Raw genomic sequence first — 20,684 nt, forward strand, 5'->3', positions numbered from 1 at the left:
AACTATTCAGCCGGACTTGTTCCGCTAGGCGCGGCAGCGGTCCGTAACTCTTTCGGTAGATTGAATGAAATGTCTTCTTCAGCAGTTGTAACGGTTTCCAGTGTCACATCATAATGCTCACGGAAGGATTCAACAATTTCTTCAACAAGGATTTCAGGGGCAGACGCACCGGCGGTGATACCGATTGTTTTCGCACCTTCAAAATCATCCCAGAAGATCTCGGAGGCTCGCTGAATGAGGAAAGCCTTGTCACAACCTGCTCTCTCACCAACTTCGCGCAGGCGCTTGGAGTTGGAGGAGTTTGGTGCACCAACAACAATCATCGCATCGCACTTAGGTGCAATTTCCTTCACAGCATGCTGGCGATTGGTTGTTGCGTAACAGATGTCATCCTTGTGAGGCTTCGCAATGGTCGGGAAGCGTTCTTCAAGAATTTTGACAATCTCTTCTGTGTCATCAACAGAAAGAGTCGTCTGAGAAATCCACGCCAATTGCCGGTCGGTCTTCGGTTTAAACTGGCGGGCATCCTCTGCTGTCTCAATAAGGGAGACACGTCCACGCGGCAGCTGACCCATGGTGCCAACAACTTCCGGATGGCCTTTATGACCGATCAGCAGAATTTCGCGCTCACGCCTGTCATGCAAAATAGCTTCTTTGTGCACCTTGGAAACCAGCGGACAGGTCGCATCAAGGAAGAACAGATTACGCAGTCGCGCAGCCTCTGGCACAGATTTCGGTACACCGTGTGCAGAAAAAATAACGGGACGGTCGTCTACCGGGATCTCATCTAATTCCTCAACAAAAACAGCACCTTTGTTGCGCAGAGATTCAACCACATACTTATTGTGAACGATCTCGTGGCGCACATAAACAGGAGCACCGTATTTCTCGAGAGCGAGGTCGACGATCTGGATCGCGCGATCAACACCGGCACAAAAGCCACGTGGAGCGCAAAGAAGAATTTTGATCGGTGCCTTTGTGGTCGGCGTAACCTGCATGATGTATTCCTGAGTTTTGACTTTGAGCAATTGAAGGATGTTGACTGCCTCTGTCAAGAAAAAGAGTTTTTAATCGGGCATCAAGGGCTGATTTTCTCCAATATTCAGCCTGTCAGCTTCCTCTACTGTGTTTCAGGTGCCTGATGTATCTCGCCATTTGCGTTTGTGGCTGATATAGAAACAAAAACTGCAGGTAAATTTGGGATTCGTATGGTGGGCAATTTATTGGCAAAATCACTGCTCAAAAACACAGGCCGGGCAATTCTTCTGGCAGCACTTGGTGCTTCACTGGCAGGTTGCGGCAGCTTTATGTCATCGGACAACGAGCTGGAAGCTTCCTCTACAAACCCGCCTGCAACTGAGAAGACCTTTGATCTGTCCGTTCTTCAGGCGCCAGCCTTATGCCCCGCTTTGCAGGAGCTTTCAGGAACAACCATCCTGACGGTGTACCCGCGCGGAAAAGAAAAGACGCCTGAGAATCTGAGCTATCAGGCCATCATCAGGGATTGGGCGCGTACTTGTAAAAAGTCCGGTCAGAATTCCGCGATGAAATTAGGCATCGCTGGCAACATTACACCCGGTCCAACCTGGAAAGGCGGCGAAATTTTGCTTCCTGTGCGTGTAGCAGTCACACAAGGTGTGGATGGCGGAGAAAAAACAATCTACTCCAAACTCTTCAGCGTTCCTGTCACTTTAGGGGCCGGATCACCGTCTGCGACATGGGCATTTGTGGAAGAAAATATTATCCTTCCGAATGAACCGGGACAAAATGTTGTCTTTGGATTCGACGAAAAGTAAAAAATAGGTTAGTAAGTGATTACAGCTTGGCGTCATAGTGTCGCGCCAGCCTTCTTGAATGACACGTTGCAGTCGTTTAGGGGGAATACATTCGCCGGTCTGAGGAGGGCTGGCGCGTGTTAGAGCTGTGCGGGAGAGAATAAGCCACCCATTGGGTTATCGCCGAAGGAGCAACCGCCCCGGAAACTCTCAGGCAAAAGGACCGCACAGTAAGCAACACTCTGGAAAGCAGTGCCGAGCACGCAATCCTGTTGGATCGCATGTTAAGGCTCTCACCGAAGGAGTAACCATTCTGGTTCTTGTAGCTGCCAGCGTGGGAAATCTCTCAGGTTCTCGAGACAGAGGGGGCGTACTCGATCATTCCGCGACTTTGGAATGGTCGTTGATGTGTACGCCACTGTCTGAGGGGACCATATGGCTGAAGCTGCAGACCTGCTAAAAACACCGCTTTTCGATCTTCATGTAGAGCTTGGCGCTAAAATGGTGCCGTTCGCTGGTTATGATATGCCAGTGCAGTTCCCGCTTGGCGTGATGAAAGAACACCTCTTCACACGTGAAAGCGCAGGCCTCTTTGATGTGTCTCACATGGGGCAGGCTTGGCTCGTAGGCCCAGACCATGCAACCACTGCTGCTGCTCTGGAAACACTTGTTCCTTCCAACATGAAGGAACTGAAGCCGGGCAAACAGCGTTACACCGTTCTGCTCAACGACAACGGCTGCATCATTGATGACCTCATGGTCTCTCGTCCTTTGGCGAGCGAAGACGATGGTCGCCTCATGCTTGTCGTAAATGCTGCATGTAAAGACAACGACTATAAAATCATCGCAGCAGCCCTTCCAGAAAACGTAAAGCTTGAGATCGTTGAAGATCGCGCTTTGATCGCAATCCAAGGTCCAAAAGCTGCTGAAGTAATGGCGCTGCACGCACCAGAAGCCGCAGAAATGGGCTTCATGGAAGCGCGTCCTCTGGAATTTGACGGCATCTCCGTTATCGCCTCCCGCTCAGGGTACACTGGCGAAGATGGCTATGAGATTTCCATTCCGGCTGGCGCTGCTGAAGCAGTTGCAAAAGCGCTGCTCGCAGATGAGCGCGTTGAATCCATCGGGCTTGGCGCTCGTGACAGCCTGCGTCTTGAAGCAGGTCTTTGCCTTTATGGTCACGACATCGACGAAAACACCACACCTGTTGAAGGCAATATCACCTTCTGCATGCAGAAGCGCCGCAAAGAAGCAGGTGATTTCCCAGGTGGTGAACGTGTGCTGAAACAGCTGGCTGAAGGCACCGAAAATCTTCGTGTAGGCTTGCTGCTTGAAGGCCGTGCACCAGCACGTGAAGGCGCGGAAATCCGCGTCCCGGGTACAGAAGAAATTATTGGCCGCGTCACATCTGGCGGTTATGGGCCAACTCTCGGCGCACCAGTTGCGATGGGCTATGTCCCGTCTAATCTGGCGGAAATTGGCACAGAATTAGAGCTTGTGGTCCGTGGCCGCGCGCTTCCTGCCAAGGTTGCTGAGATGCCGTTTGTAGCGCAGCGCTACTACCGCAAACCAAAATAATTCCGGTGAGGGCAGCGGGCTGCCCCAATCACATTTCAATCGACAAACGACAGTGTAGGGAACGCTTAAATGAGCACATATTTCACAAAAGACCACGAGTGGCTGAAGGTTGAGGGAGACGTAGTAACCGTCGGTATCACTGAGTTCGCACAGAGCCAGCTGGGCGATGTTGTGTTCGTCGAACTGCCAGAAAACGGCAAAACCGTCGATCAGGACGATGAAGTTGCTGTTGTGGAATCCGTGAAAGCTGCATCTGAAGTATATGCGCCGCTCGATGGTGAGATCGTTGAAGGCAACGAACTGCTCGTTGATGAGCCTGCAAAAGTGAATGAAGACCCAGAAGGCGCTGCATGGTTCTTCAAAATGAAGCTCGGGAATGCTGCACAGCTAGAAGCCCTGATGAGCGAAGCTGACTACAAAGCATTTGTAGAAACGCTTTAAGGCAAAGCGTACTCCCGAAAAGCCCGACCGGTTTTCGGAATAAGAATACGCAATAAGCCAAAAGCCGTTCATCACCTGCCATGCACGACAGCCGCATGGCAGGAAATGGCAAAAGCCCTGTTCGCTTTTGCTGCAATGTGCATCAGACAATCTGATGGAGAGAGAACATGCGGTATCTTCCGCTTTCAGACAACGACCGCGCCGACATGCTGGCGCGTATCGGCGTAGACTCAATCGATGAGCTGTTTGCCGATATCCCAGAGGCCGTTCGCCTTGAAGAACTGACAACCTTGCCGCGTCGCAAGACCGAAATGCAAGTTGAGCGCCAGCTCAGCGCAATGGCGAACAAGAATGTCAGTGCCGGATCTCTACCGTTCTTCGTTGGGGCAGGGGCGTACAAACACCACGTGCCAGCAACGGTTGATCATCTGATCCAGCGTTCTGAATTTCTGACAAGCTACACCCCGTATCAGCCAGAAATCACACAGGGCACGCTTCAGGCACTCTTCGAATTCCAGACACAGGTGGCAAACCTGACTGGGATGGAAGTCGCCAACGCGTCCATGTACGATGGATCTACCGGCACTGCTGAAGCTGTGTTGATGGCGCACCGTGTAACCCGCAAGAAAAAAGCGGTTCTTTCCGGTGGCCTGCATCCGCAGTACCGCGAAGTGGTCGAAGGTGTTTCTGCAAAGCTGCCTGGTGCATCTGTTGCGGCCCTGCCGGCAGACCCAACTGGTACAGAAGATATTCTGGCACAGATCGACGACGAAACCTCCTGTGTGGTGGTTCAGTCTCCGTCCTTCTACGGCCAGCTGATCGATCTGAAACCGATTGCAGAAAAAGCGCACAAGCACAAAGCTCTGTTGATCGCAGTGTTCACTGAAGTTGTTTCCCTCGGCCTTCTGGAAAGCCCAGGTGCTCAGGGCGCGGACATCGTGGTTGGCGAAGGCCAGTCCATCGGTAACCCGCTCACCTTCGGTGGCCCTTACGTTGGTCTGTTTGCAACCCGCCAGAAATACATCCGCAACATGCCGGGTCGTGTTTGTGGTGAAACAACGGATGCAGAAGGCAAGCGCGGTTTCGTGTTAACCCTCTCCACCCGTGAGCAGCACATCCGTCGTGACAAAGCGACTTCCAACATCTGCACCAACTCCGGTCTGTGTTCCTTGGCGTTCACCATCCACATGACCTTGTTGGGCGGCAAAGGCCTTGCACGCCTTGCTCGCATCAACCACATGAGCGCAGTTGCACTGGCAGATGCTCTTTCCGCGGTTGAGGGTGTTGAAGTGCTGAACTCCGCGTACTTCAACGAGTTCACAATTCGCACGCCAAAGAATGCACATGACGTGATTGAAGCTCTTGCTGCAAAGGGTGTTCTGGGCGGTGTTCCTGTTTGCCGTCTGGACAAATCCGGTGGTGATATCGACAACCTTATCGTTGTTGCAAGCACAGAAGTGAACACCGATGAGGACCGTGCAGCCTACGCGCAGGCTCTGAAGGAGGTGCTGGCATGACTATGAACCATCAGGGACGTCCAACACGTGCTGGTGAAGCTGGCCCCCCAATGCCGCACCAGACCTTTACGGGCAACAAAGCATTGGACATGGAAGAGCCGCTCATCTTTGAGATCGGCCACATGGACAACTGTGGTGTAGACCTTGACGAGCCAATGGACTTCGTTCCACGCCTCGGTAACCACATGCGTTCTGAGCCGGTAGAGCTTCCAGCTCTGTCCGAGCCAGAAACCATGCGCCACTACGTCCGCATGTCCCGCAACAACTATGCGATTGATTCAGGCCTGTACCCACTGGGTTCCTGCACCATGAAGCATAACCCGCGCCTTAACGAAAAGATGGCGCGTCTGCCGGGCTTTGCTGACATTCACCCACTGCAGCCAATCTCCACAGTTCCGGGTGCTTTCGAGCTGATCTCTGAGCTGGCTGACTGGCTGATGGAACTTACCGGTACCAACGCTGTGGCCATGAGCCCGAAAGCTGGTGCTCACGGTGAGCAGTGCGGTATGATGTCTATCAAGCACGCAATTGCAGCCAAAGGTGAAGAACGCTCCGTCGTTCTGGTTCCGGAAAGTGCTCACGGCACCAACCCGGCAACCGCTGCACTGGTTGGCTACAAGGTTGTGTCCATCCCGGCACGTGAAGACGGCACAGTGGCCGTGGAAGCTGTGATCGAAAAGATCGAAGCCCACGCAGGTCAGGTGGCAGCGCTTATGCTCACCAACCCGAACACCTGTGGACTGTTTGAGCCAGAAGTGATTGAGATTGCAAACGCAATCCATGAAGCTGGTGGCTACTTCTACTGTGATGGCGCAAACTTCAACGCGATTGTTGGTAAGGCAAAGCCGGGTGATCTTGGTATTGACGCCATGCACATCAACCTGCACAAAACCTTCTCCACGCCGCATGGCGGTGGTGGCCCAGGTTCTGGTCCGGTTGTTCTGTCTGATCGTCTGGCACCATACGCACCGCTTCCATTCATCCGCAAAAATGGCGATGAGCTGGAAATTGTTGAGACAACCGATCAGTTGAAGGACGGTGAACAGCCATTTGGCCGTATGACCGCATTCTTCGGTCAGATGGGCATGTATGTACGCGCGCTGTCTTACATGCAGTCTCACGGCTCTGATGGCCTCAAGCAGGCATCTGAAGATGCTGTGTTGAACGCCAACTACGTCCGCGTTGGCCTGCAGGACCTGATGACCCTGCCATTCGGTGTAAAGCCATGCATGCACGAAGTTCTGTTTGATGACAGCTTCCTGAATGATACTGGTGTTTCCACGCTCGACTTCGCAAAAGCGATGATCGACGAAGGCTACCACCCAATGACCATGTACTTCCCACTGGTCGTAAGTGGTGCAATGTTGATCGAACCAACCGAAAGCGAAAGCCGCGCTTCTCTGGACCTGTTCGTCGCAACCATGCGCGATCTGGTGATGAGTGCAAAAGCAGGCGAAAAAGACCGCTTCGAGGGTGCTCCGTTCCTGGCTCCGCGCCGTCGTCTGGATGAAACAGCGGCTGCGCGTAAACCAATCCTAAAATGGGTGGCTCCAGAACCAACCAAGGTGGAACCAGAACTCGCGTAACAACGAGCTTTCTGTAAAAACTTATAGCCCGGCTCTTGAAAAAGACGCCGGGCTTTTTTCTGTGCGGCCCAATCCATGCCCATACCGATGCCCATGGATATTGATTGATCAGAATATGCGGATACTGGCAGTGTCCTGCCCGGTATACGGTCATTCGTGCTTAGCAGATAAAACGGGTGAGGTGGGGGATGCGTAAGGCACCTAAATGGCGCAGTTGGCTGCCAACAAGTCGGCAACTTCGGTTCCGGGTGCAATCAACCCTTGCCAGAACCTTCCCGACCATCGGTGATCGAAACAACTTCTTTCCAGACAATGCAAACCCAAGGCTCGCCCCAAATGAGCACCTGCTAACCGTTGATGAGCGCAGCTCTCGTGCGCTGCCGCAAGAGGTGCAGGCGTTTTTTGAAGAACACGGCGCATTGGAGCAAAGCCGCTATCCTTTGCCAATCACACCTGCCGGTCACACGCAGCTCAGGATGTATAAGCTCGTTGATGCACTGGTCCTCGGCAGCACCGGAGCAACAGTCTTAAAGGCGCAGCATCGCCAGATAGAAGCTGCAGCACCCAACACCATGCGGTTTGCGCGTTTAAAGGACAGGACGATCCAGACTGCAGCCATCAACATGCTTGGCATGGCCGCGGGTCATCGGCACTACTACCACTTCCTGTGCGATGTAGCCTTCCCGCTTCTGTTTCTGCTAGAGCAACTGGGGCCGCTGACATTCCCGCTGAAAATACTGCTTCGGGAAAATCTCCCAGAGTTTCAGAAAGAGTTTTACGCGCGTCTGGCTCAAGAGACGCCTCTCCTCAGCCTGGAAGAGTGCAAAGCGAACGAACGCATCCATTGCAAGACGTTGTTTCACTGCACACCAGCGATGAACTGCGAATACAGAGTCCCAGCCAGCGAGCAGGCAGCATCTATGGTCGCAACGCATTATCTGGCTGCATACCAACTTGATATGCACAAGACGCCAGCCACAAGGCTCTATATCGCGCGGGATGATGCAAAAACACGCCGAATAGTGAACGAGAAGTCACTCAAAGAGCAGTTGGAGGCACGGGGTTTTCAAAGCATCATTCCCGGCAAACTAAGCCACAAAGAGCAGGTAGAACTCTTCAACAACGCCAGGATCATCGTTGGAACCCACGGCGCAGGGCTGACAAACCTGCTGTTCACACAAGCAGGCGGCAAGCTGATTGAGATCTTCCCTGCAGATTACGTCCAGAGTGCTTATGCATGGCTCGCACATGTACGGGGACTAAGATACGCGCCGGTTATTGGAGAAAAGAGCGGGGCGCACCAACACTTCTCTCTGTCTCAAAACGCAATCGGACAGATCCTGCACGAAGTTGATGCTTTGGAACTCGCCTAAACCGACTTGGGCATTGCAGGCACTATAATCGCTGCCAGTGCGGCGGAACGATCAAACTGTCATCCAGATTGGGGTTCTTGAACCACTTAAGCGGCGCTATCACGTGTTTCTCTTCATTCCCGTTTAAGAAAGCAGCCCACCAGCTGAAGGTACTGTTGGCGGTGACGATGTGATCGCAAGATGACATAACCATCAGATCTTCATAGTCTTTTCCATCCTGCATCGGATCCGCAAAAAACACATTGTCTTGCTGCGGAACCACCTCACGCGCTCGTTCAGGACTGTCAGAGAAGACATAGAAGGTCAGGCCGGGAATGCGCTCTGAGAGGAAATCCATCGCGCCCTTGTAATAGCCAGCAGAGCACAGTCCAAAATTCTGCAAGTTGTGAGCCTGACTATAATCGCCATAACGTACGTGGAGGGCAGCAGACGGACCTGAGTTAATCCGTTGCAGCAGTTTCAGCCGCTCAAGCACCATCGGTTTCTTGAGCGTGATCTCTTCTCGCAATTGCTCCATGATGGAGAATGGCATCTCCCACTTTTGCCAATACCCGTCCAGATAAGCGCTTTGCTTGAAGACGGGCGTATCTCCATCTCGCAGCAACTCATCCTCGCGGATGTAGCGGCGCTGGTAGAAGGGATAGAACTTGCGGCATATCTTGACGGTTTGCCCAAAGGCCTGCGCAGGCCAAAGCACTGCGGACATTTCAGATTCAGTAGCAGATAAGCCCTGCGTTTTGAAAAGGTTGAGGCAATAGGAGCGGTTGAAATACTGCGCGTACTCACTGTGGTCGAAACGAAGTTTCATCCCCGTTTCAAGCGCGATTTTCCGCCCGAAAGCATACTGAAAAAGCTGATTGCCAATGCCGCCGCGGATACGGACAATCAATGTTGGTTTGAGCTTGCGCCGTCGCGCAGCACCAGACTTTCGCACCTGAGAAGCAACTGACATACGTCCCCCGTACACAAATCAGCGTGTTTACCCCTCAGCCTACCGGAGCTTTGGCAAAGGCTCACTACTAGGTTTTTGGGAGTAAATCTCCTAGGTCGAGCTGAAACCGTGCTAGGTCTGCGAGGATAAGTTGTAATGTACCCCAGCGATATCATGAAAATGCCATTCTTGCTGACAACACTGCACTCGATATAACCAATTGGATTTGCTTATGAACTACGATTTACTCATTTGGGATTGCGACGGCTGTTTGATTGATAGCGAGTGGATTGGCTGTCAGGTAGAGGCCGAAGGCTTCACCAAAGCTGGATACCCCATCAGCACGGAAGAAATGATCGCCCGCTTCTGCGGCGTGTCATCAGCAGAAGTATTTGGCCAGGTTGAAGCGGAAATTGGCGTCAACATTCGCCACCACGAGGCACTCGTAAATCAGGATGAGGCGCTAAAGGCAGCCTTTGAGCAGCATCTCAAACCAATTGCTGGTATCCATGAAGCCTTGCATGAGTTAGACAACTCATTCCCAAATTTGCAAATGTGCATCGCCTCCGGCAGTTCCATGGATCGCTTGGAACATACGCTCAAACTAACAAACCTATACGACCGGTTTGAGAACAAGTACTTCTCAGCAGACCTGGTTGAAAAGGGCAAGCCGGCACCAGACGTTTTCCTGAAAGCAGCAAGCGAGATGGGCGTCGCTCCGGAGAAATGCGTGGTTGTTGAAGACAGCCACCTCGGCCTGCAAGCCGCCCGAGCAGCAGGCATGACCGCCCTCGGCTTCACCGGAGCCTCCCACGGCAACGCAGATTTGCACAGCCGTCTTGAACAGCAAAACCCAATGGCAATCTTTAATAATATGAAAGAGTTAGCCGATCTCATCAAAAAGCTGAATATGCTCAAAAGTACAGCCTGAAGATCATCAGGCAGCACAAACTGCCAAAACTTTCTTGACAGGGCAGGGGCGTTGCGGTCATACACTTGGGCATGAGCAAGAACCTGACCATCATTTCTGCAGTTTATTATTATGCGACCGACATATCGGCGGCCGCGTTCCTATAAACTCATGTAAAATTGAGGTCAGAACCAAAAGCCGCCGCGTAGGCGGCTTTCGTGTTTTAGCTCTCCTGCGCGGCGTAGGAGAGAATTATGAAACACACTGTTGTCGATACCACCCGTTGCTTCCGCCCTAAATCCGAAGCTCTTCAGCTGCTGATCGATCGCGGCTTCCTGCATCAATGCACGGACTTGGAAGCGCTGGACGAAAAACTGCAAGCAGGTCCTATCACTGCATACGCTGGATTTGATGCGACAGCAGACAGCCTGCATGTCGGTCACCTGTTGCCGTTAATGGCCATGCGATGGTTGCAGAAAACCGGGCACAAACCAATCCTGTTGGTGGGCGGTGGTACAACCCGCGTTGGTGACCCAAGCTTCCGCAGTGAAAGTCGTCCGTTGCTGGATGATGCCCAGATTGAGCATAATCTTGCAGGTATCCGCGCAACCGTAGAACGTCTCTTTGATTTGTCTGAAGGGCAGGGCCAGATCGTCAACAACGCGGAATGGTTGGATGAATTCCGCTTCCTTGAGTTCCTACGCGACTTCGGCACGCACTTCACCGTCAACCGCATGATGACGTTCGACAGCGTCCGCTCTCGCCTTGAGGCACAACAGCCACTTTCCGTACTCGAATTCTGCTACATGATGCTGCAAGCCGTTGATTTCGTTGAGCTCAACCAGCGCTTTGACTGCACATTGCAGATCGGCGGTTCCGATCAATGGGGCAACATCGTCAATGGCGTAGACCTTGGTCGCCGTTCCGGTAGCCAGCTCTTCGGCTTCACACTGCCACTGCTGACAACAGCCTCAGGCAGCAAAATGGGCAAGACTGCAGAAGGAGCGGTGTGGCTTAACCCGTCCCGTCTGTCCAGCTTCGGCTTCTGGCAATTCTGGCGCAATGCAGACGATGCAGATGTGCCGCGATTGCTCAAACTCTTCACCGATCTGCCACTGGGCGAGATTGATCGCCTGTCTTCCTTACAGGGGCAAGAGCTGAACGAAGCCAAGAAGATACTGGCAACACAAGTCACCGGCATCGTCCACGGCCTAGCCGCAGCAGAAGCTGCTCTCCAGCAAGGCGAGGCGCTCTTTAGCGGTCAGGAAGACCTCACCCAACCAACCCACGAGCTGCCATTGTCCCTCCTCGCCAAACCACTCGGCCTACTGGACCTACTGGTTAAAACCGGCTTCGCCACCACCAACAGCGAAGCCCGCCGCCTCATCCGCGGCGGCGGCGTCCGCTTGAACACATCCATCGTTCTGGAAGAAACTCGGATGATTTCTGAGGGCGACCTAAAGCCGGGCGAGCGACTGACCCTTGCAGTCGGCAAGCGGCGTAAGGCATTGGTGGAGTTCGTGTAATCAAATATAGGGGGGCTAACAAGGAGTTGCCCCCTTAATAAAGTTCACGTTTCAAAAGATTGTATCCACCCTAACAGCACGTCAAGTTGGTCGTCTTCTGGTACCATCGTTTGTGGATAGTATTGATGGTTAGGAAGTACGGGTTTATGCGCAACTCTACTCGTATCACGATTGAAAACAGGAAAGTATTGAGTGTTGACTCCTAGAGCTAATAGATTTTCAAATATATGGCCGAGATAATTTGAATAATATTCTTTTACTGTCTGTGCTGAAACGAGTGCGTGACCAAAATGCGAACGTTCCTCGTTACCGTCGTAGGCGTTGATTACATTAAATTTTCTTGTGGTGTCATCTCTTTGGAAGAAGAATCCAGACAGTTCTCCATCAATAACTTGCACTGTGCCAATATCATCAGGTATGCCTTCTGGCTCATGAAGTTGCTTCATAGATATCCTGTGAAAGGCCTCCATGTTGGATATTAGATCATCTATATCAACGCGTGATGTTGGATGATCCTCCACAGCAAATGTTGGTTGAACTAAGCCAAACTCCCAGTTTTGCTCGAAAGTTCCTCTCCCATTTCCCAAACCTATATGGGGAATGATGCGGGGGTTGTCTTTGGTAAAGATTCCAAATCCATCTGGATGGTATGGACGAACACGAACCAGCCGTCCGTTGTAACCCATGAAGTATAGGCTTGGAATTTGAGGTTGGCGCAAAAAGAAAGTGCCTGGATGGACAATCATTGTGCCATAGAGCAAGTTCTCTTCTAGAATTTCAGGAAATGGTGTAGAATTTGGATCGGGCATTTTCATTTTCTTTATTGGTTATGTGAATTTAGTTAGGACGCTTAAAGAAGGACGAAGCCGGTCGCCTAATGTGAAAGGTAAGTTGAGACCGCTCTGATGTTTTTCGTTGACGAGGCCCTTGTAATTTCCATAAAAAAAAGCCCCCGCCTAGAAAGGCAGGGGCCAAGTCATATGGATATGAAGCAGGGACAAACCCTGTAAACCGTGGGGCGAGGTCGCCACACGAACTGTGTAAGACGCTACTTAGGCATTTGCGAGCGGACGACTTCCCGAAGGGCGTCAACCGGCTCAAGAGCCTTGCCACGTTTAATGTGCCAGAAGGTCCAGCCATTGCAGGCTTGCTGACCCTGAACGAGCGCACCCACCTTATGGATGGATCCTGAATGCTCGCCGCAGATCAAGGAACCATCGGCGCGAACCGTAGCCTTGAAGCGTCCACGCGCATCGGTCAGTTCCGCGCCCGGTGTCAATAATCCTGTCTCCAACAAATTGCCAAACGGAACCCGTGGAAGGGAGCGTTTGCCTTGTGTCATCGCCAGAAAATCATCGTTGGCAGGTGTAACCCGGTCAATCCGTTCGGAAGCTGCTTTAATGTAAGAGTCTTCACGCTCACATCCCACAAAGTGGCGGCCAAGCTTCTTGGCAACAGCACCAGTGGTGCCTGTGCCAAAGAATGGATCAAGGATCACATCGCCCTGGTTTGAAGTGGAGAGCAGCACGCGGTAAAGCAGGCTCTCCGGCTTCTGAGTTGGATGCACTTTGTCGCCGTTGTCGTCCTTCAGGCGTTCGTGACCAGTGCAGATAGGCAGCACCCAGTCAGACCGCATCTGAAGATCGTCGTTAAACGTCTTCATCGCATCGTAGTTAAAGGTCGGCTTGCTCTCTTGTGAAGGGCAGGCCCAGATGAGCGTCTCATGAGCATTAGTAAAACGTTTGCCACGGAAGTTCGGCATCGGGTTTGTTTTCAGCCAAACCACATCATTGTTGATCCAGAACCCAAGGTCCTGCATCACCGCACCAACGCGGAAAATGTTGTGATAAGAGCCAATAACCCAGATGGACCCGTTTGGCTTCAACACGCGGCGAACCGCTTGCAGCCAAGCACGAGTGAACTCATCATAAGCTTTAAAGCTGGAGAACTGATCCCAGTGATCATCGCAGGCATCTACCTTCGAATGATCAGGTCTGTGCAGATCTCCGCCCAGCTGTAGGTTATAAGGGGGATCGGCGAAAACCACATCCACGCTGTTGTCAGGAAGCTTGTTCAAAGCCTCAACACAGTCGCCCTTAATAATTGTATCAAGCCAGTCTGGCTTGGTGGAAATGTGGGGTGCCATCAAGGACACCCCTTCTTTACGCTGTACTCTCATTGCGACGCAACACCTCACGCAATTCATGAGTGCTATGGTTACCCACTATGGTAAACCAGAGGTTAATAGTGGATATCTTTTATTCTTTTAGAATCAACGCTTTATTTACAGATTCGAATATTCGTCTCGAAGTTAACCCTCATTAATATTCGGCCGCAGATTCCCTTGGGGTAGAGGTTTATGAGGAGTTAAAATGGCGAAAATAGAGACCCTAAATATTTTTTTGAGAGTCAAGCTTTTTTGCTGGCTAAAAAGAACAAGGTAAACGCACTGCGGGGACAGCGGGCAAATCGGTTAACGAGTGTGGCAGGGCTTACGCTGCGGACAGCGCAAAAAAAAGCGCGCCATGTAAAGCGCGCTTCCAAATTGCAAATCAGTGCAAGAGAGGGGCTTACTCAATCCCCATGCAATTGGCGTAGAACGTGACTGTCGCTGGCCAGTCAGAAAACACACCGCTCACCTTCACATCCTGTGCCAGCACATCCAGCAGTTCATAAACGCTGCCTTCGCTGGTGATCGCATCATTGATGCTGCGATAATACCAGCCGCCTTTGTTGTGAGAGAGCAGGCCAGAGCGCTCCAGCGTCCAGGTAAAGATCTTGATGCCAGCCTCATTCGCAGCCTTTGCATAAGCCGACGGCACGATCTTCCCGTCATCCAGAGTGACAAGCATCCAGAGAGGAGGGGAGATATAGTTCACGCCCATCTCTTTCAACTCAGCCATGGACGGCTTGAAACTGGTTGGATCAGATGTGTCAAAGCCCTGCATGCGGAAGCGGCCATCAAGGAACACAGCCTGCTTTCCAAACTCAGGCTCATTCTTGATCCAGTACAGCACATCATCCAAAAAGAAGGACTGCGGATAAACGTCAGAAGCCGGAATACCTGCTGCTTTATACTCTTCAATCAGCTTCTGAGCGAAATCTTCCTGAGTGAACCCGTCAAACGGCATCTTCACGCTCGGGCGCTTCAACTCCGGCGTAAATTTAACGCCTTGTTCTTTGAAGAGCTCAATGGACTGAGCATGGGTCATCAAAGTGCCGCCAGCACCAGCTGCCGCATAAAGGTCTGTGCGCCAGTCAGCTGTGCCTTTCAGGAAGTCCTCAACCGTTGTTGCAGCTGGATTAGAGGCGTCCATCTTGCCGGTGAGACCTTGGAACTCCGCCAATGTGATCTCAGAGGTTCTGCACTCTGCCGTTGCTTTCTCGCCATTGGCAGCAGCAGTAAACGGAGCAACACACGTGCTTGCCAGATCAGTCGCGAGGATATCTGTGGTGGTCGCCAGATCATTTTGAGAATGACGGCAGACCAGCTCCTTATCCTTGGTGAAGGTAACATCACATTCCTGCACCCCCGCACCCATCACAGCTGCAGCTTGATAAGACTCTAAAGTATGCTCAGGAAACTGCAGGGGAGCCCCACGGTGCCCGATCGTGAAACTGGAAGCCTTTGCAGGATTGCCGATACAGGCGCGCAACTTATCCTTCAACGGGCTCTCTTGCATCTGCTCAACGAGAAAAGCAGGCCGCGGCCCCAACTGGGCAGCTTGTGCGCTCACAGTAAGGCAGGTGCCAGCCACCAAACCAAGCGCAGCAGTACGAACAAAGTGCATAAAAAGATCCCTCCCGATCATCTGAAGCGTAGTCCTGCAAAGTGCCTCTAGAACTCGCCCATGCAATTTTCAGGATAGTTTTACAGAATAAACTGAAGGAGATAAGGGTAAATATGTAGCTATGAATCTCAATTCTGTGTGCAGAGCTGAAACTGACGCTGCGTGAAAATATCCTCACTCGCTAAAAAATAAACCATATTTGTCCGCAGTTTGTCTTGACCCTGTCGTAAACATCCCTCAGATATATAGTGACACGAAAGAGGAGAAACCGAACGTGTCGACTATATCCGATAGCGACGTTGTGATGGAAAGCCGTTCCATCCGTACGCCTGAGACAATTCCCCCACAATCCTTTAAAGATGCCAGTGAAGCTGTTGCGCACCTGATCTATCTGTTTGATCGGGCGACTGACTTTCTACGTGAGAATTTTAAAGAGGCTGCACAGGGCAGCATGTCGGAAACCCGGGTCAGAGCATTTTACCCGGAACTGCGATTTGAAGTTTCCAGCCACATCCGCGTTGATACGCGCCTGTCCTATGGCTTTGTGGCGAGGCCTGGCAAATACAAAACCACAGTCACCCGGCCTGATCTGTTTAAGAACTACCTGGAACATCAGATTGATCTCCTGATCAAAAACCACGGCCTTGAAGTGGTGATCGCTGAAAGTGATCAGCCGATCCCGCTGCATTTTGCCTTTTATGATGGCGCACACGTGGAAGGCGCTTTGCCATCCAGCGAAGAGCGCCCGCTGCGTGATGTGTTTGATGTGCCGGATCTTGCCGTCATGGATGATGCTATCTCCAATGGCACCTACCGTTCGAAAGATGGCTTTGAGCCGCTGGCGCCGTTTACGGCTCCGCGCGTGGATTATTCCCTGCATCGTTTGCAGCACTACACCGCAACCGCGCCGCGCTATTTCCAGAACTTCGTGCTCTTCACAAACTATCAGTTCTACATTGATGGCTTTGCGCAGATGGCAAAAGAGCTGATCAATGATCCGGAGAGCGGATATGTAGCCTTTGTCGAGCCAGGTAATCTCATCACCTACGCAGGTGATAAAGAACCGCGCGAAGGTGTGGCCCCGCCGCGCCTGCCACAAATGCCAGCCTATCACCTGCTGCGAGAAGATAACTCCGGTATCACCATGGTGAACATCGGTGTTGGCCCGTCCAATGCAAAAACCATCACCGACCACATTGCAGTGCTTCGCCCACATGCCTGGTTGATGCTCGGCCACTGCGCTGGGCTTAGAAGCAGCCAGCAGCTCGGTGATTACGTACTGGCTCATGGTTATGTGCGTGAAGACAAGGTGCTGGATGCTGACCTGCCAACATGGGTTCCAATCCCGCCACTGGCAGAAGTGCAGGTCGCGCTGGAAGATGCCGTTGAAAAGACCACCGGTTACAGCGGCTATGACCTGAAGCGTGTGATGCGCACAGGAACCGTAGCCTCCATCGATAACCGCAACTGGGAACTGCGCGACCACCGCGAGCCGGTGCAGCGTTTCTCTCAGTCCCGTGCGATCGCGCTGGATATGGAATCTGCAACCATCGCTGCCAACGGTTTCCGCTTCCGCGTTCCTTATGGAACCTTGCTCTGCGTATCAGACAAGCCGCTGCATGGGGAATTGAAGCTGCCCGGCATGGCGACAGACTTCTACCGGACGCAAGTGAACCAGCATCTGGAAATTGGTGTGAAGACCATGGAGGTCCTGAGGGAAATGCCGTTGGAACGGCTCCACTCTCGCAAACTCCGCAGCTTCATGGAAACCGCATTCCAATAAGCACTGATCAGCATTTGTAGAAACAAGAAAAGCCGGGCTCCAGACCCGGCTTTTTGCTGCGCACTTAAATCACGCCGCCGGCCTTCAGCGCTTTCATCATCACTGTTGGCAGGGCTTCTCCCTCAAGCTCATCTGGTGCTGACCACCAATAGCCGTCAGGCTCGTCATAATGTGCTGGTGCCTGTGCCTGCCAGACGCTCATTTCCAGATGGAAATGCGTGAAAGTGTGCTTCACATCCTTCGGCGTACGCACCCAGTCCGCAGTGATCGGAGCATGTGAGAGGTCTTCCATCGCTGCATTATCTGCCCAATGCGTGGTGATGGGCTCACTCATGCCAGCAAGCAGTCCTTTATCTTCGCGTTTGCGCAAAAGAATGCGGCCACGTGCATCGCTGAGCAGAAAGGCCATACCGCGTCGTGTCGGTTTCACCTTCTTGGGGGCTTTGCGTGGCAGCGTGTCCGCAATGCCTTGCCTGCGACCCTCACAAACATCCATCCACGGGCAGATGCCACAGGCCGGAGACTTCGGTGTACAGATTGTGGCGCCAAGGTCCATGATGGCCTGCGCAAAATCGCCGGGGCGATCATGCGGCGTCACTTCAGCCATCAAGGGCTTCACTTCAGCTTTTAGAGCAGGGAGCTCTGTCAGCAATGCATGGCGGCGGGACAGAACCCTCTCCACATTGCCATCAACCACAGCAGCATGGCGCCCAAAGGCTATCGTGGAGATTGCAGCAGCCGTGTAAGGACCGATGCCCGGGAGCTTTAAAAGCCGCTCTTCTTCCTCAGGAAAACGCCCATTGTGATGCAATTGGACAAATTTTGCACACTTATACAGATTTCTTGCACGGGAATAATAACCAAGCCCAGCCCACGCTTTTAGGATGTCTTCTTCCTCCGCATTGGCCATATCAGCAAGTGTTGGCCATGTCTTTATGAAGAGATTGAAGTAGTTTTTCACTGCCGCAACAGTAGTCTGCTGAAGCATGATTTCTGAGAGCCAGACATGGTAAGGGTCTGGTTTTACACCGGAAAGTATATCAGCAGGAGCTGTTCGCCATGGCAGTTGGCGAGAATTTCTGTCATACCAGTAAAGAACAACTAGATTATCTTGCATGGTTTTGTGGGTTAACCTTGGTTTTGATCCCTAAATAATTGGGGTTCCCTTGGTAATTCATGGTACCGCGGAAAACGGGACTGAATTAAGACTAATATAAAGCAATGGTCATATATGTGCCTTAATCTAATGGCGTGATGAAGACGATGAAAGCAACTGCGCAAAATCGGGTTTCCAGGAGATCAAGCCATCAGCTAAACGAGCTGATTGGTAAGACCATGCACCCTGTCGCGCGCAAGCGCGGATTTGCCAGTGCCGACCTTCTCACCGCCTGGCCAGAACTTGTCGGCAAGAAGTATCACGGAAAAGTACAGCCCGGTAGGCTTGTTTGGCCAAGAGCCAAAAGCTCTGAAGGAGAGCCGGTTGCAGAACCTGCAACACTTCTTGTTCATGCGGATGGCTCCACTGCTTTGTTCTTCACGCATGAAGCTCCACAACTGCGAGATCGGATAAACGCCTTTTTAGGCTGGAATGCGGTTGGCCGCATCAAGGTTGTGCAGCGTCCGGCGCTCAGAACCAAAAAGATCACACCAAAACCGCTTCGTGAGCTGTCAGAAATTGAAAACCGCCGCATCGAGCAGAAGGTTGCGTCAGTCTCTGATGAACGGTTGAAGAATGCGCTGGAAAAGCTCGGCAAGAACCTCATTGCCCGCACACCTGCAAGCAACTCCTGATCCATCCTTAAAGACCTGCAGTTCTGAATGAGTGATTACTGGCTGACCACCAGATCATGACCCTTTGCGGTATATCCCAGCAAAAGGTCAGGGCGCTCCATCAAAAGATAGGCTGTCGTTGTTTCCTGCGCATTCCGCAGCTCAATGGTATCACCATTCACCGCCCACGCCGTCACGCTGCTCAGCTCTTCATTGGTGCAGCCGCTTGTTGCTGCATGTCCGTTTGGAAAACTGCTGGTCACCGCTGGTGTCACAACAGCAGCGCCTGACGGGGTCTTGCTAAACTGAACCCGACAAGGAGCTGAGCTGTTTCCGCTGCCCTCGCTGACAACCCAGTTCGTAGAGGTAAGTGCGCCCAAATCTGCGGTGCCTGTATAAATTGTATTGGATTTTGCAGGTATAGCAGTCGTTTCAATCGTCGTTTCTTGAGTAGTTGTAGGTATAGCTTCGACGAAATCTTCAGATACAGAGGCTTGGCAGGCAATTAGTGGTGTGCTGAGAAGCATTAAAGTAGTCAAGCGCTTCATAATGTATCCGTATATCTTGTTAGAGAGTTCTATAAATATTTAATAACTCATTAATGAGGCAAAAACAAAACAACACGAGAAATTATTGTTGTTTTCCATGCATAAATTCTGTGGGTATGTATTAGCAGTGTAAATTTAATCATAGCGGATATCTTGGAGGGCTCTCTGCCCGTTTACCGCGAAATGGCAGAAGTCCTTTGTTTTAAACGAAGAAAATCGTTTTCTCGCCTAACGTATGCGTCAATCCGGCTGCCTTACCAAAATTTAATATGACTACTCAGGATATTCGGTAGCATCCGACAAGTATTTGCCATAGTTTCCTGAAAACCAATCGTTGCTGGAAAGCGAGCTGTGGGCATGGCTGTATTCTGCGGATGTTCACCAGTTTGTGATCAATGGCTCTTGGGTTGGAGTGGTTATACTCCAGACCAGATGCTGGCTGTCTTTATGGCGATAAACGCGCCGGGTCAGCCAACAGGGCAACACATTTTAACTTGGGATAGAAAAACGTGACACTCTCTCGCCGTAAGTTTCTTGAGCGCACCAGTGCTCTTACAGCCGCTTCTCTTGCCTTTGCCGCTATGCCAACTGTTGCCTCTGCACAGACCTATTCCGAGGCAGACCTGAATAAGGTTGGCCCGTTGGGTGATAAGGTTATCGGCCAGGCAGACGCTCCCGTCACTGTCATTGAATACGCCTCTTTGACATGTGGTCACTGTGCCAACTTCCACAACACCACATATAAAGAGCTGAAGAAGAAATACATCGACACCGGCAAAGTGCGTTTCATCTTCCGTGAATTCCCGCTGGATACAGTCGCCGCAGCTGGCTTTATGCTTGCGCGCTGTGCACCGGAAGACAAATACTTCGATATTATGTCTTTGATGTTCGAACAGCAGCGCAGCTGGGCATTCACCAATGATCCATACAGCGCCCTGTTGAATATGGGCAAGCAGCTCGGTTTCACTGAAGAAGCTGTAAAGGCTTGCTTGACGAATCAGGAAATACTAGACGGAGTAACCGAAGTTCGTGACTACGGCTCAGACACGCTGGGTGTAGATTCAACACCGACCTTCTTTATCAACGGTGAAAAAGTAAGCGGAGCACTCTCTCTTGAGGAGTTCAGCAAGTACGTGGATAAGAATCTGTAAGACA

General features: G+C 51.8%; 18 protein-coding genes and 1 riboswitch. Of the genes, 11 read left to right on the forward strand and 7 right to left on the reverse strand.

What is annotated here, in order from left to right:
• Positions 1–2 precede the first annotated feature (2 nt).
• Positions 3–998 carry a 4-hydroxy-3-methylbut-2-enyl diphosphate reductase gene (gene ispH, locus PsAD5_RS22500; RefSeq protein WP_193757735.1) on the reverse strand — a complete coding sequence of 332 codons (996 nt, stop codon included), beginning with the start codon at positions 996–998 and terminating at the stop codon, positions 3–5.
• 210 nt (positions 999–1,208) lie between these two features.
• Here ispH and PsAD5_RS22505 point away from each other — a divergent pair, with 210 nt between their 5' ends.
• From PsAD5_RS22505 to PsAD5_RS22530, 6 genes are all read left to right on the forward strand, one after another.
• The gene (locus PsAD5_RS22505; protein ID WP_057462917.1) at positions 1,209–1,796 is read left to right on the forward strand and encodes a hypothetical protein; all 588 of its coding nucleotides are present in this window, start codon (positions 1,209–1,211) and stop codon (positions 1,794–1,796) included.
• 120 nt (positions 1,797–1,916) lie between these two features.
• Positions 1,917–2,011: riboswitch (glycine riboswitch) on the forward strand.
• Positions 2,012–2,210: 199 nt separating this feature from the next.
• Positions 2,211–3,353: a glycine cleavage system aminomethyltransferase GcvT gene (gene gcvT, locus PsAD5_RS22510; protein WP_063287218.1), complete on the forward strand. Its 1,143-nt coding sequence runs from the start codon at positions 2,211–2,213 to the stop codon at positions 3,351–3,353.
• Positions 3,354–3,422: 69 nt separating this feature from the next.
• Positions 3,423–3,794 (forward strand): glycine cleavage system protein GcvH, encoded by a 372-nt coding sequence (gcvH, locus tag PsAD5_RS22515; protein ID WP_057462902.1) that lies wholly within the window; start codon positions 3,423–3,425, stop codon positions 3,792–3,794.
• A 167-nt stretch (positions 3,795–3,961) separates the two neighbouring features.
• The gene (gcvPA, locus tag PsAD5_RS22520; RefSeq protein ID WP_063293744.1) at positions 3,962–5,311 is read left to right on the forward strand and encodes an aminomethyl-transferring glycine dehydrogenase subunit GcvPA; all 1,350 of its coding nucleotides are present in this window, start codon (positions 3,962–3,964) and stop codon (positions 5,309–5,311) included.
• Positions 5,308–6,897 (forward strand): aminomethyl-transferring glycine dehydrogenase subunit GcvPB, encoded by a 1,590-nt coding sequence (gene gcvPB / locus PsAD5_RS22525; RefSeq protein WP_063293745.1) that lies wholly within the window; start codon positions 5,308–5,310, stop codon positions 6,895–6,897. The genes gcvPA and gcvPB overlap by 4 nt, the downstream gene beginning before the upstream one ends.
• Positions 6,898–7,085: 188 nt before the next feature.
• Positions 7,086–8,270, forward strand: a complete 1,185-nt coding sequence (locus PsAD5_RS22530) for a glycosyltransferase family 61 protein (RefSeq protein ID WP_063293746.1) — start codon at positions 7,086–7,088, stop codon at positions 8,268–8,270.
• 22 nt (positions 8,271–8,292) lie between these two features.
• Here PsAD5_RS22530 and PsAD5_RS22535 read toward each other — a convergent pair whose 3' ends face one another.
• Positions 8,293–9,222, reverse strand: coding sequence for an alpha-1,2-fucosyltransferase (locus PsAD5_RS22535; protein ID WP_063293747.1), 930 nt, complete (start codon positions 9,220–9,222; stop codon positions 8,293–8,295).
• Positions 9,223–9,433: 211 nt separating this feature from the next.
• On the opposite strand from PsAD5_RS22535, the gene PsAD5_RS22540 reads away from it, so the two are divergent.
• Positions 9,434–10,132: an HAD family hydrolase gene (locus tag PsAD5_RS22540; protein WP_063293748.1), complete on the forward strand. Its 699-nt coding sequence runs from the start codon at positions 9,434–9,436 to the stop codon at positions 10,130–10,132.
• Positions 10,133–10,365: 233 nt separating this feature from the next.
• A complete protein-coding gene (gene tyrS, locus PsAD5_RS22545) occupies positions 10,366–11,637 on the forward strand; it encodes a tyrosine--tRNA ligase (RefSeq protein WP_063293749.1) in 1,272 nt (423 codons plus the stop codon).
• 44 nt (positions 11,638–11,681) lie between these two features.
• On the opposite strand, the gene PsAD5_RS22550 is transcribed toward tyrS, so the two are convergent.
• The 3 genes from PsAD5_RS22550 to PsAD5_RS22560 form a co-directional block, all read right to left on the reverse strand.
• The gene (locus PsAD5_RS22550) at positions 11,682–12,446 is read right to left on the reverse strand and encodes a hypothetical protein (protein WP_063293750.1); all 765 of its coding nucleotides are present in this window, start codon (positions 12,444–12,446) and stop codon (positions 11,682–11,684) included.
• Between the two features lie 239 nt (positions 12,447–12,685).
• Positions 12,686–13,783 carry a site-specific DNA-methyltransferase gene (locus PsAD5_RS22555; RefSeq protein ID WP_063287226.1) on the reverse strand — a complete coding sequence of 366 codons (1,098 nt, stop codon included), beginning with the start codon at positions 13,781–13,783 and terminating at the stop codon, positions 12,686–12,688.
• 424 nt (positions 13,784–14,207) lie between these two features.
• Positions 14,208–15,428 carry a glycerophosphodiester phosphodiesterase family protein gene (locus PsAD5_RS22560; protein ID WP_063293751.1) on the reverse strand — a complete coding sequence of 407 codons (1,221 nt, stop codon included), beginning with the start codon at positions 15,426–15,428 and terminating at the stop codon, positions 14,208–14,210.
• Between the two features lie 304 nt (positions 15,429–15,732).
• Between PsAD5_RS22560 and PsAD5_RS22565 the strand changes: the two genes are divergently transcribed.
• On the forward strand, positions 15,733–17,211 hold the full coding sequence (locus tag PsAD5_RS22565; RefSeq protein WP_063293848.1) for an AMP nucleosidase: 1,479 nt from the start codon (positions 15,733–15,735) through the stop codon (positions 17,209–17,211).
• 64 nt (positions 17,212–17,275) lie between these two features.
• On the opposite strand, the gene mutY is transcribed toward PsAD5_RS22565, so the two are convergent.
• On the reverse strand, positions 17,276–18,328 hold the full coding sequence (gene mutY / locus PsAD5_RS22570; protein ID WP_063293752.1) for an A/G-specific adenine glycosylase: 1,053 nt from the start codon (positions 18,326–18,328) through the stop codon (positions 17,276–17,278).
• Between the two features lie 137 nt (positions 18,329–18,465).
• Between mutY and PsAD5_RS22575 the strand changes: the two genes are divergently transcribed.
• Positions 18,466–19,002, forward strand: a complete 537-nt coding sequence (locus PsAD5_RS22575; RefSeq protein ID WP_082826820.1) for a DUF721 domain-containing protein — start codon at positions 18,466–18,468, stop codon at positions 19,000–19,002.
• Between the two features lie 35 nt (positions 19,003–19,037).
• Here PsAD5_RS22575 and PsAD5_RS22580 read toward each other — a convergent pair whose 3' ends face one another.
• On the reverse strand, positions 19,038–19,529 hold the full coding sequence (locus PsAD5_RS22580; RefSeq protein WP_153040715.1) for a hypothetical protein: 492 nt from the start codon (positions 19,527–19,529) through the stop codon (positions 19,038–19,040).
• Positions 19,530–20,038: 509 nt separating this feature from the next.
• Between PsAD5_RS22580 and PsAD5_RS22585 the strand changes: the two genes are divergently transcribed.
• Positions 20,039–20,680 (forward strand): DsbA family protein, encoded by a 642-nt coding sequence (locus tag PsAD5_RS22585; RefSeq protein ID WP_057462890.1) that lies wholly within the window; start codon positions 20,039–20,041, stop codon positions 20,678–20,680.
• Positions 20,681–20,684: the final 4 nt, after the last annotated feature.

The sequence above is a fragment of the Pseudovibrio sp. Ad5 genome, assembly GCF_001623095.1.
Taxonomy (GTDB): Bacteria; Pseudomonadota; Alphaproteobacteria; order Rhizobiales; family Stappiaceae; genus Pseudovibrio.

Bases quoted from the DNA above. Each gene is read 5' to 3' on its own strand.
- ispH (WP_193757735.1), bottom strand. From the start codon at position 998: ATGCAGGTTACGCCGACCACAAAGGCACCGATCAAAATTCTTCTTTGC.
- PsAD5_RS22505 (WP_057462917.1), top strand. From the start codon at position 1,209: ATGGTGGGCAATTTATTGGCAAAATCACTGCTCAAAAACACAGGCCGG.
- gcvT (WP_063287218.1), top strand. From the start codon at position 2,211: ATGGCTGAAGCTGCAGACCTGCTAAAAACACCGCTTTTCGATCTTCAT.
- gcvH (WP_057462902.1), top strand. From the start codon at position 3,423: ATGAGCACATATTTCACAAAAGACCACGAGTGGCTGAAGGTTGAGGGA.
- gcvPA (WP_063293744.1), top strand. From the start codon at position 3,962: ATGCGGTATCTTCCGCTTTCAGACAACGACCGCGCCGACATGCTGGCG.
- gcvPB (WP_063293745.1), top strand. From the start codon at position 5,308: ATGACTATGAACCATCAGGGACGTCCAACACGTGCTGGTGAAGCTGGC.
- PsAD5_RS22530 (WP_063293746.1), top strand. From the start codon at position 7,086: ATGCGTAAGGCACCTAAATGGCGCAGTTGGCTGCCAACAAGTCGGCAA.
- PsAD5_RS22535 (WP_063293747.1), bottom strand. From the start codon at position 9,222: ATGTCAGTTGCTTCTCAGGTGCGAAAGTCTGGTGCTGCGCGACGGCGC.
- PsAD5_RS22540 (WP_063293748.1), top strand. From the start codon at position 9,434: ATGAACTACGATTTACTCATTTGGGATTGCGACGGCTGTTTGATTGAT.
- tyrS (WP_063293749.1), top strand. From the start codon at position 10,366: ATGAAACACACTGTTGTCGATACCACCCGTTGCTTCCGCCCTAAATCC.
- PsAD5_RS22550 (WP_063293750.1), bottom strand. From the start codon at position 12,446: ATGCCCGATCCAAATTCTACACCATTTCCTGAAATTCTAGAAGAGAAC.
- PsAD5_RS22555 (WP_063287226.1), bottom strand. From the start codon at position 13,783: ATGGCACCCCACATTTCCACCAAGCCAGACTGGCTTGATACAATTATT.
- PsAD5_RS22560 (WP_063293751.1), bottom strand. From the start codon at position 15,428: ATGCACTTTGTTCGTACTGCTGCGCTTGGTTTGGTGGCTGGCACCTGC.
- PsAD5_RS22565 (WP_063293848.1), top strand. From the start codon at position 15,733: ATGGAAAGCCGTTCCATCCGTACGCCTGAGACAATTCCCCCACAATCC.
- mutY (WP_063293752.1), bottom strand. From the start codon at position 18,328: ATGCAAGATAATCTAGTTGTTCTTTACTGGTATGACAGAAATTCTCGC.
- PsAD5_RS22575 (WP_082826820.1), top strand. From the start codon at position 18,466: ATGAAGACGATGAAAGCAACTGCGCAAAATCGGGTTTCCAGGAGATCA.
- PsAD5_RS22580 (WP_153040715.1), bottom strand. From the start codon at position 19,529: ATGAAGCGCTTGACTACTTTAATGCTTCTCAGCACACCACTAATTGCC.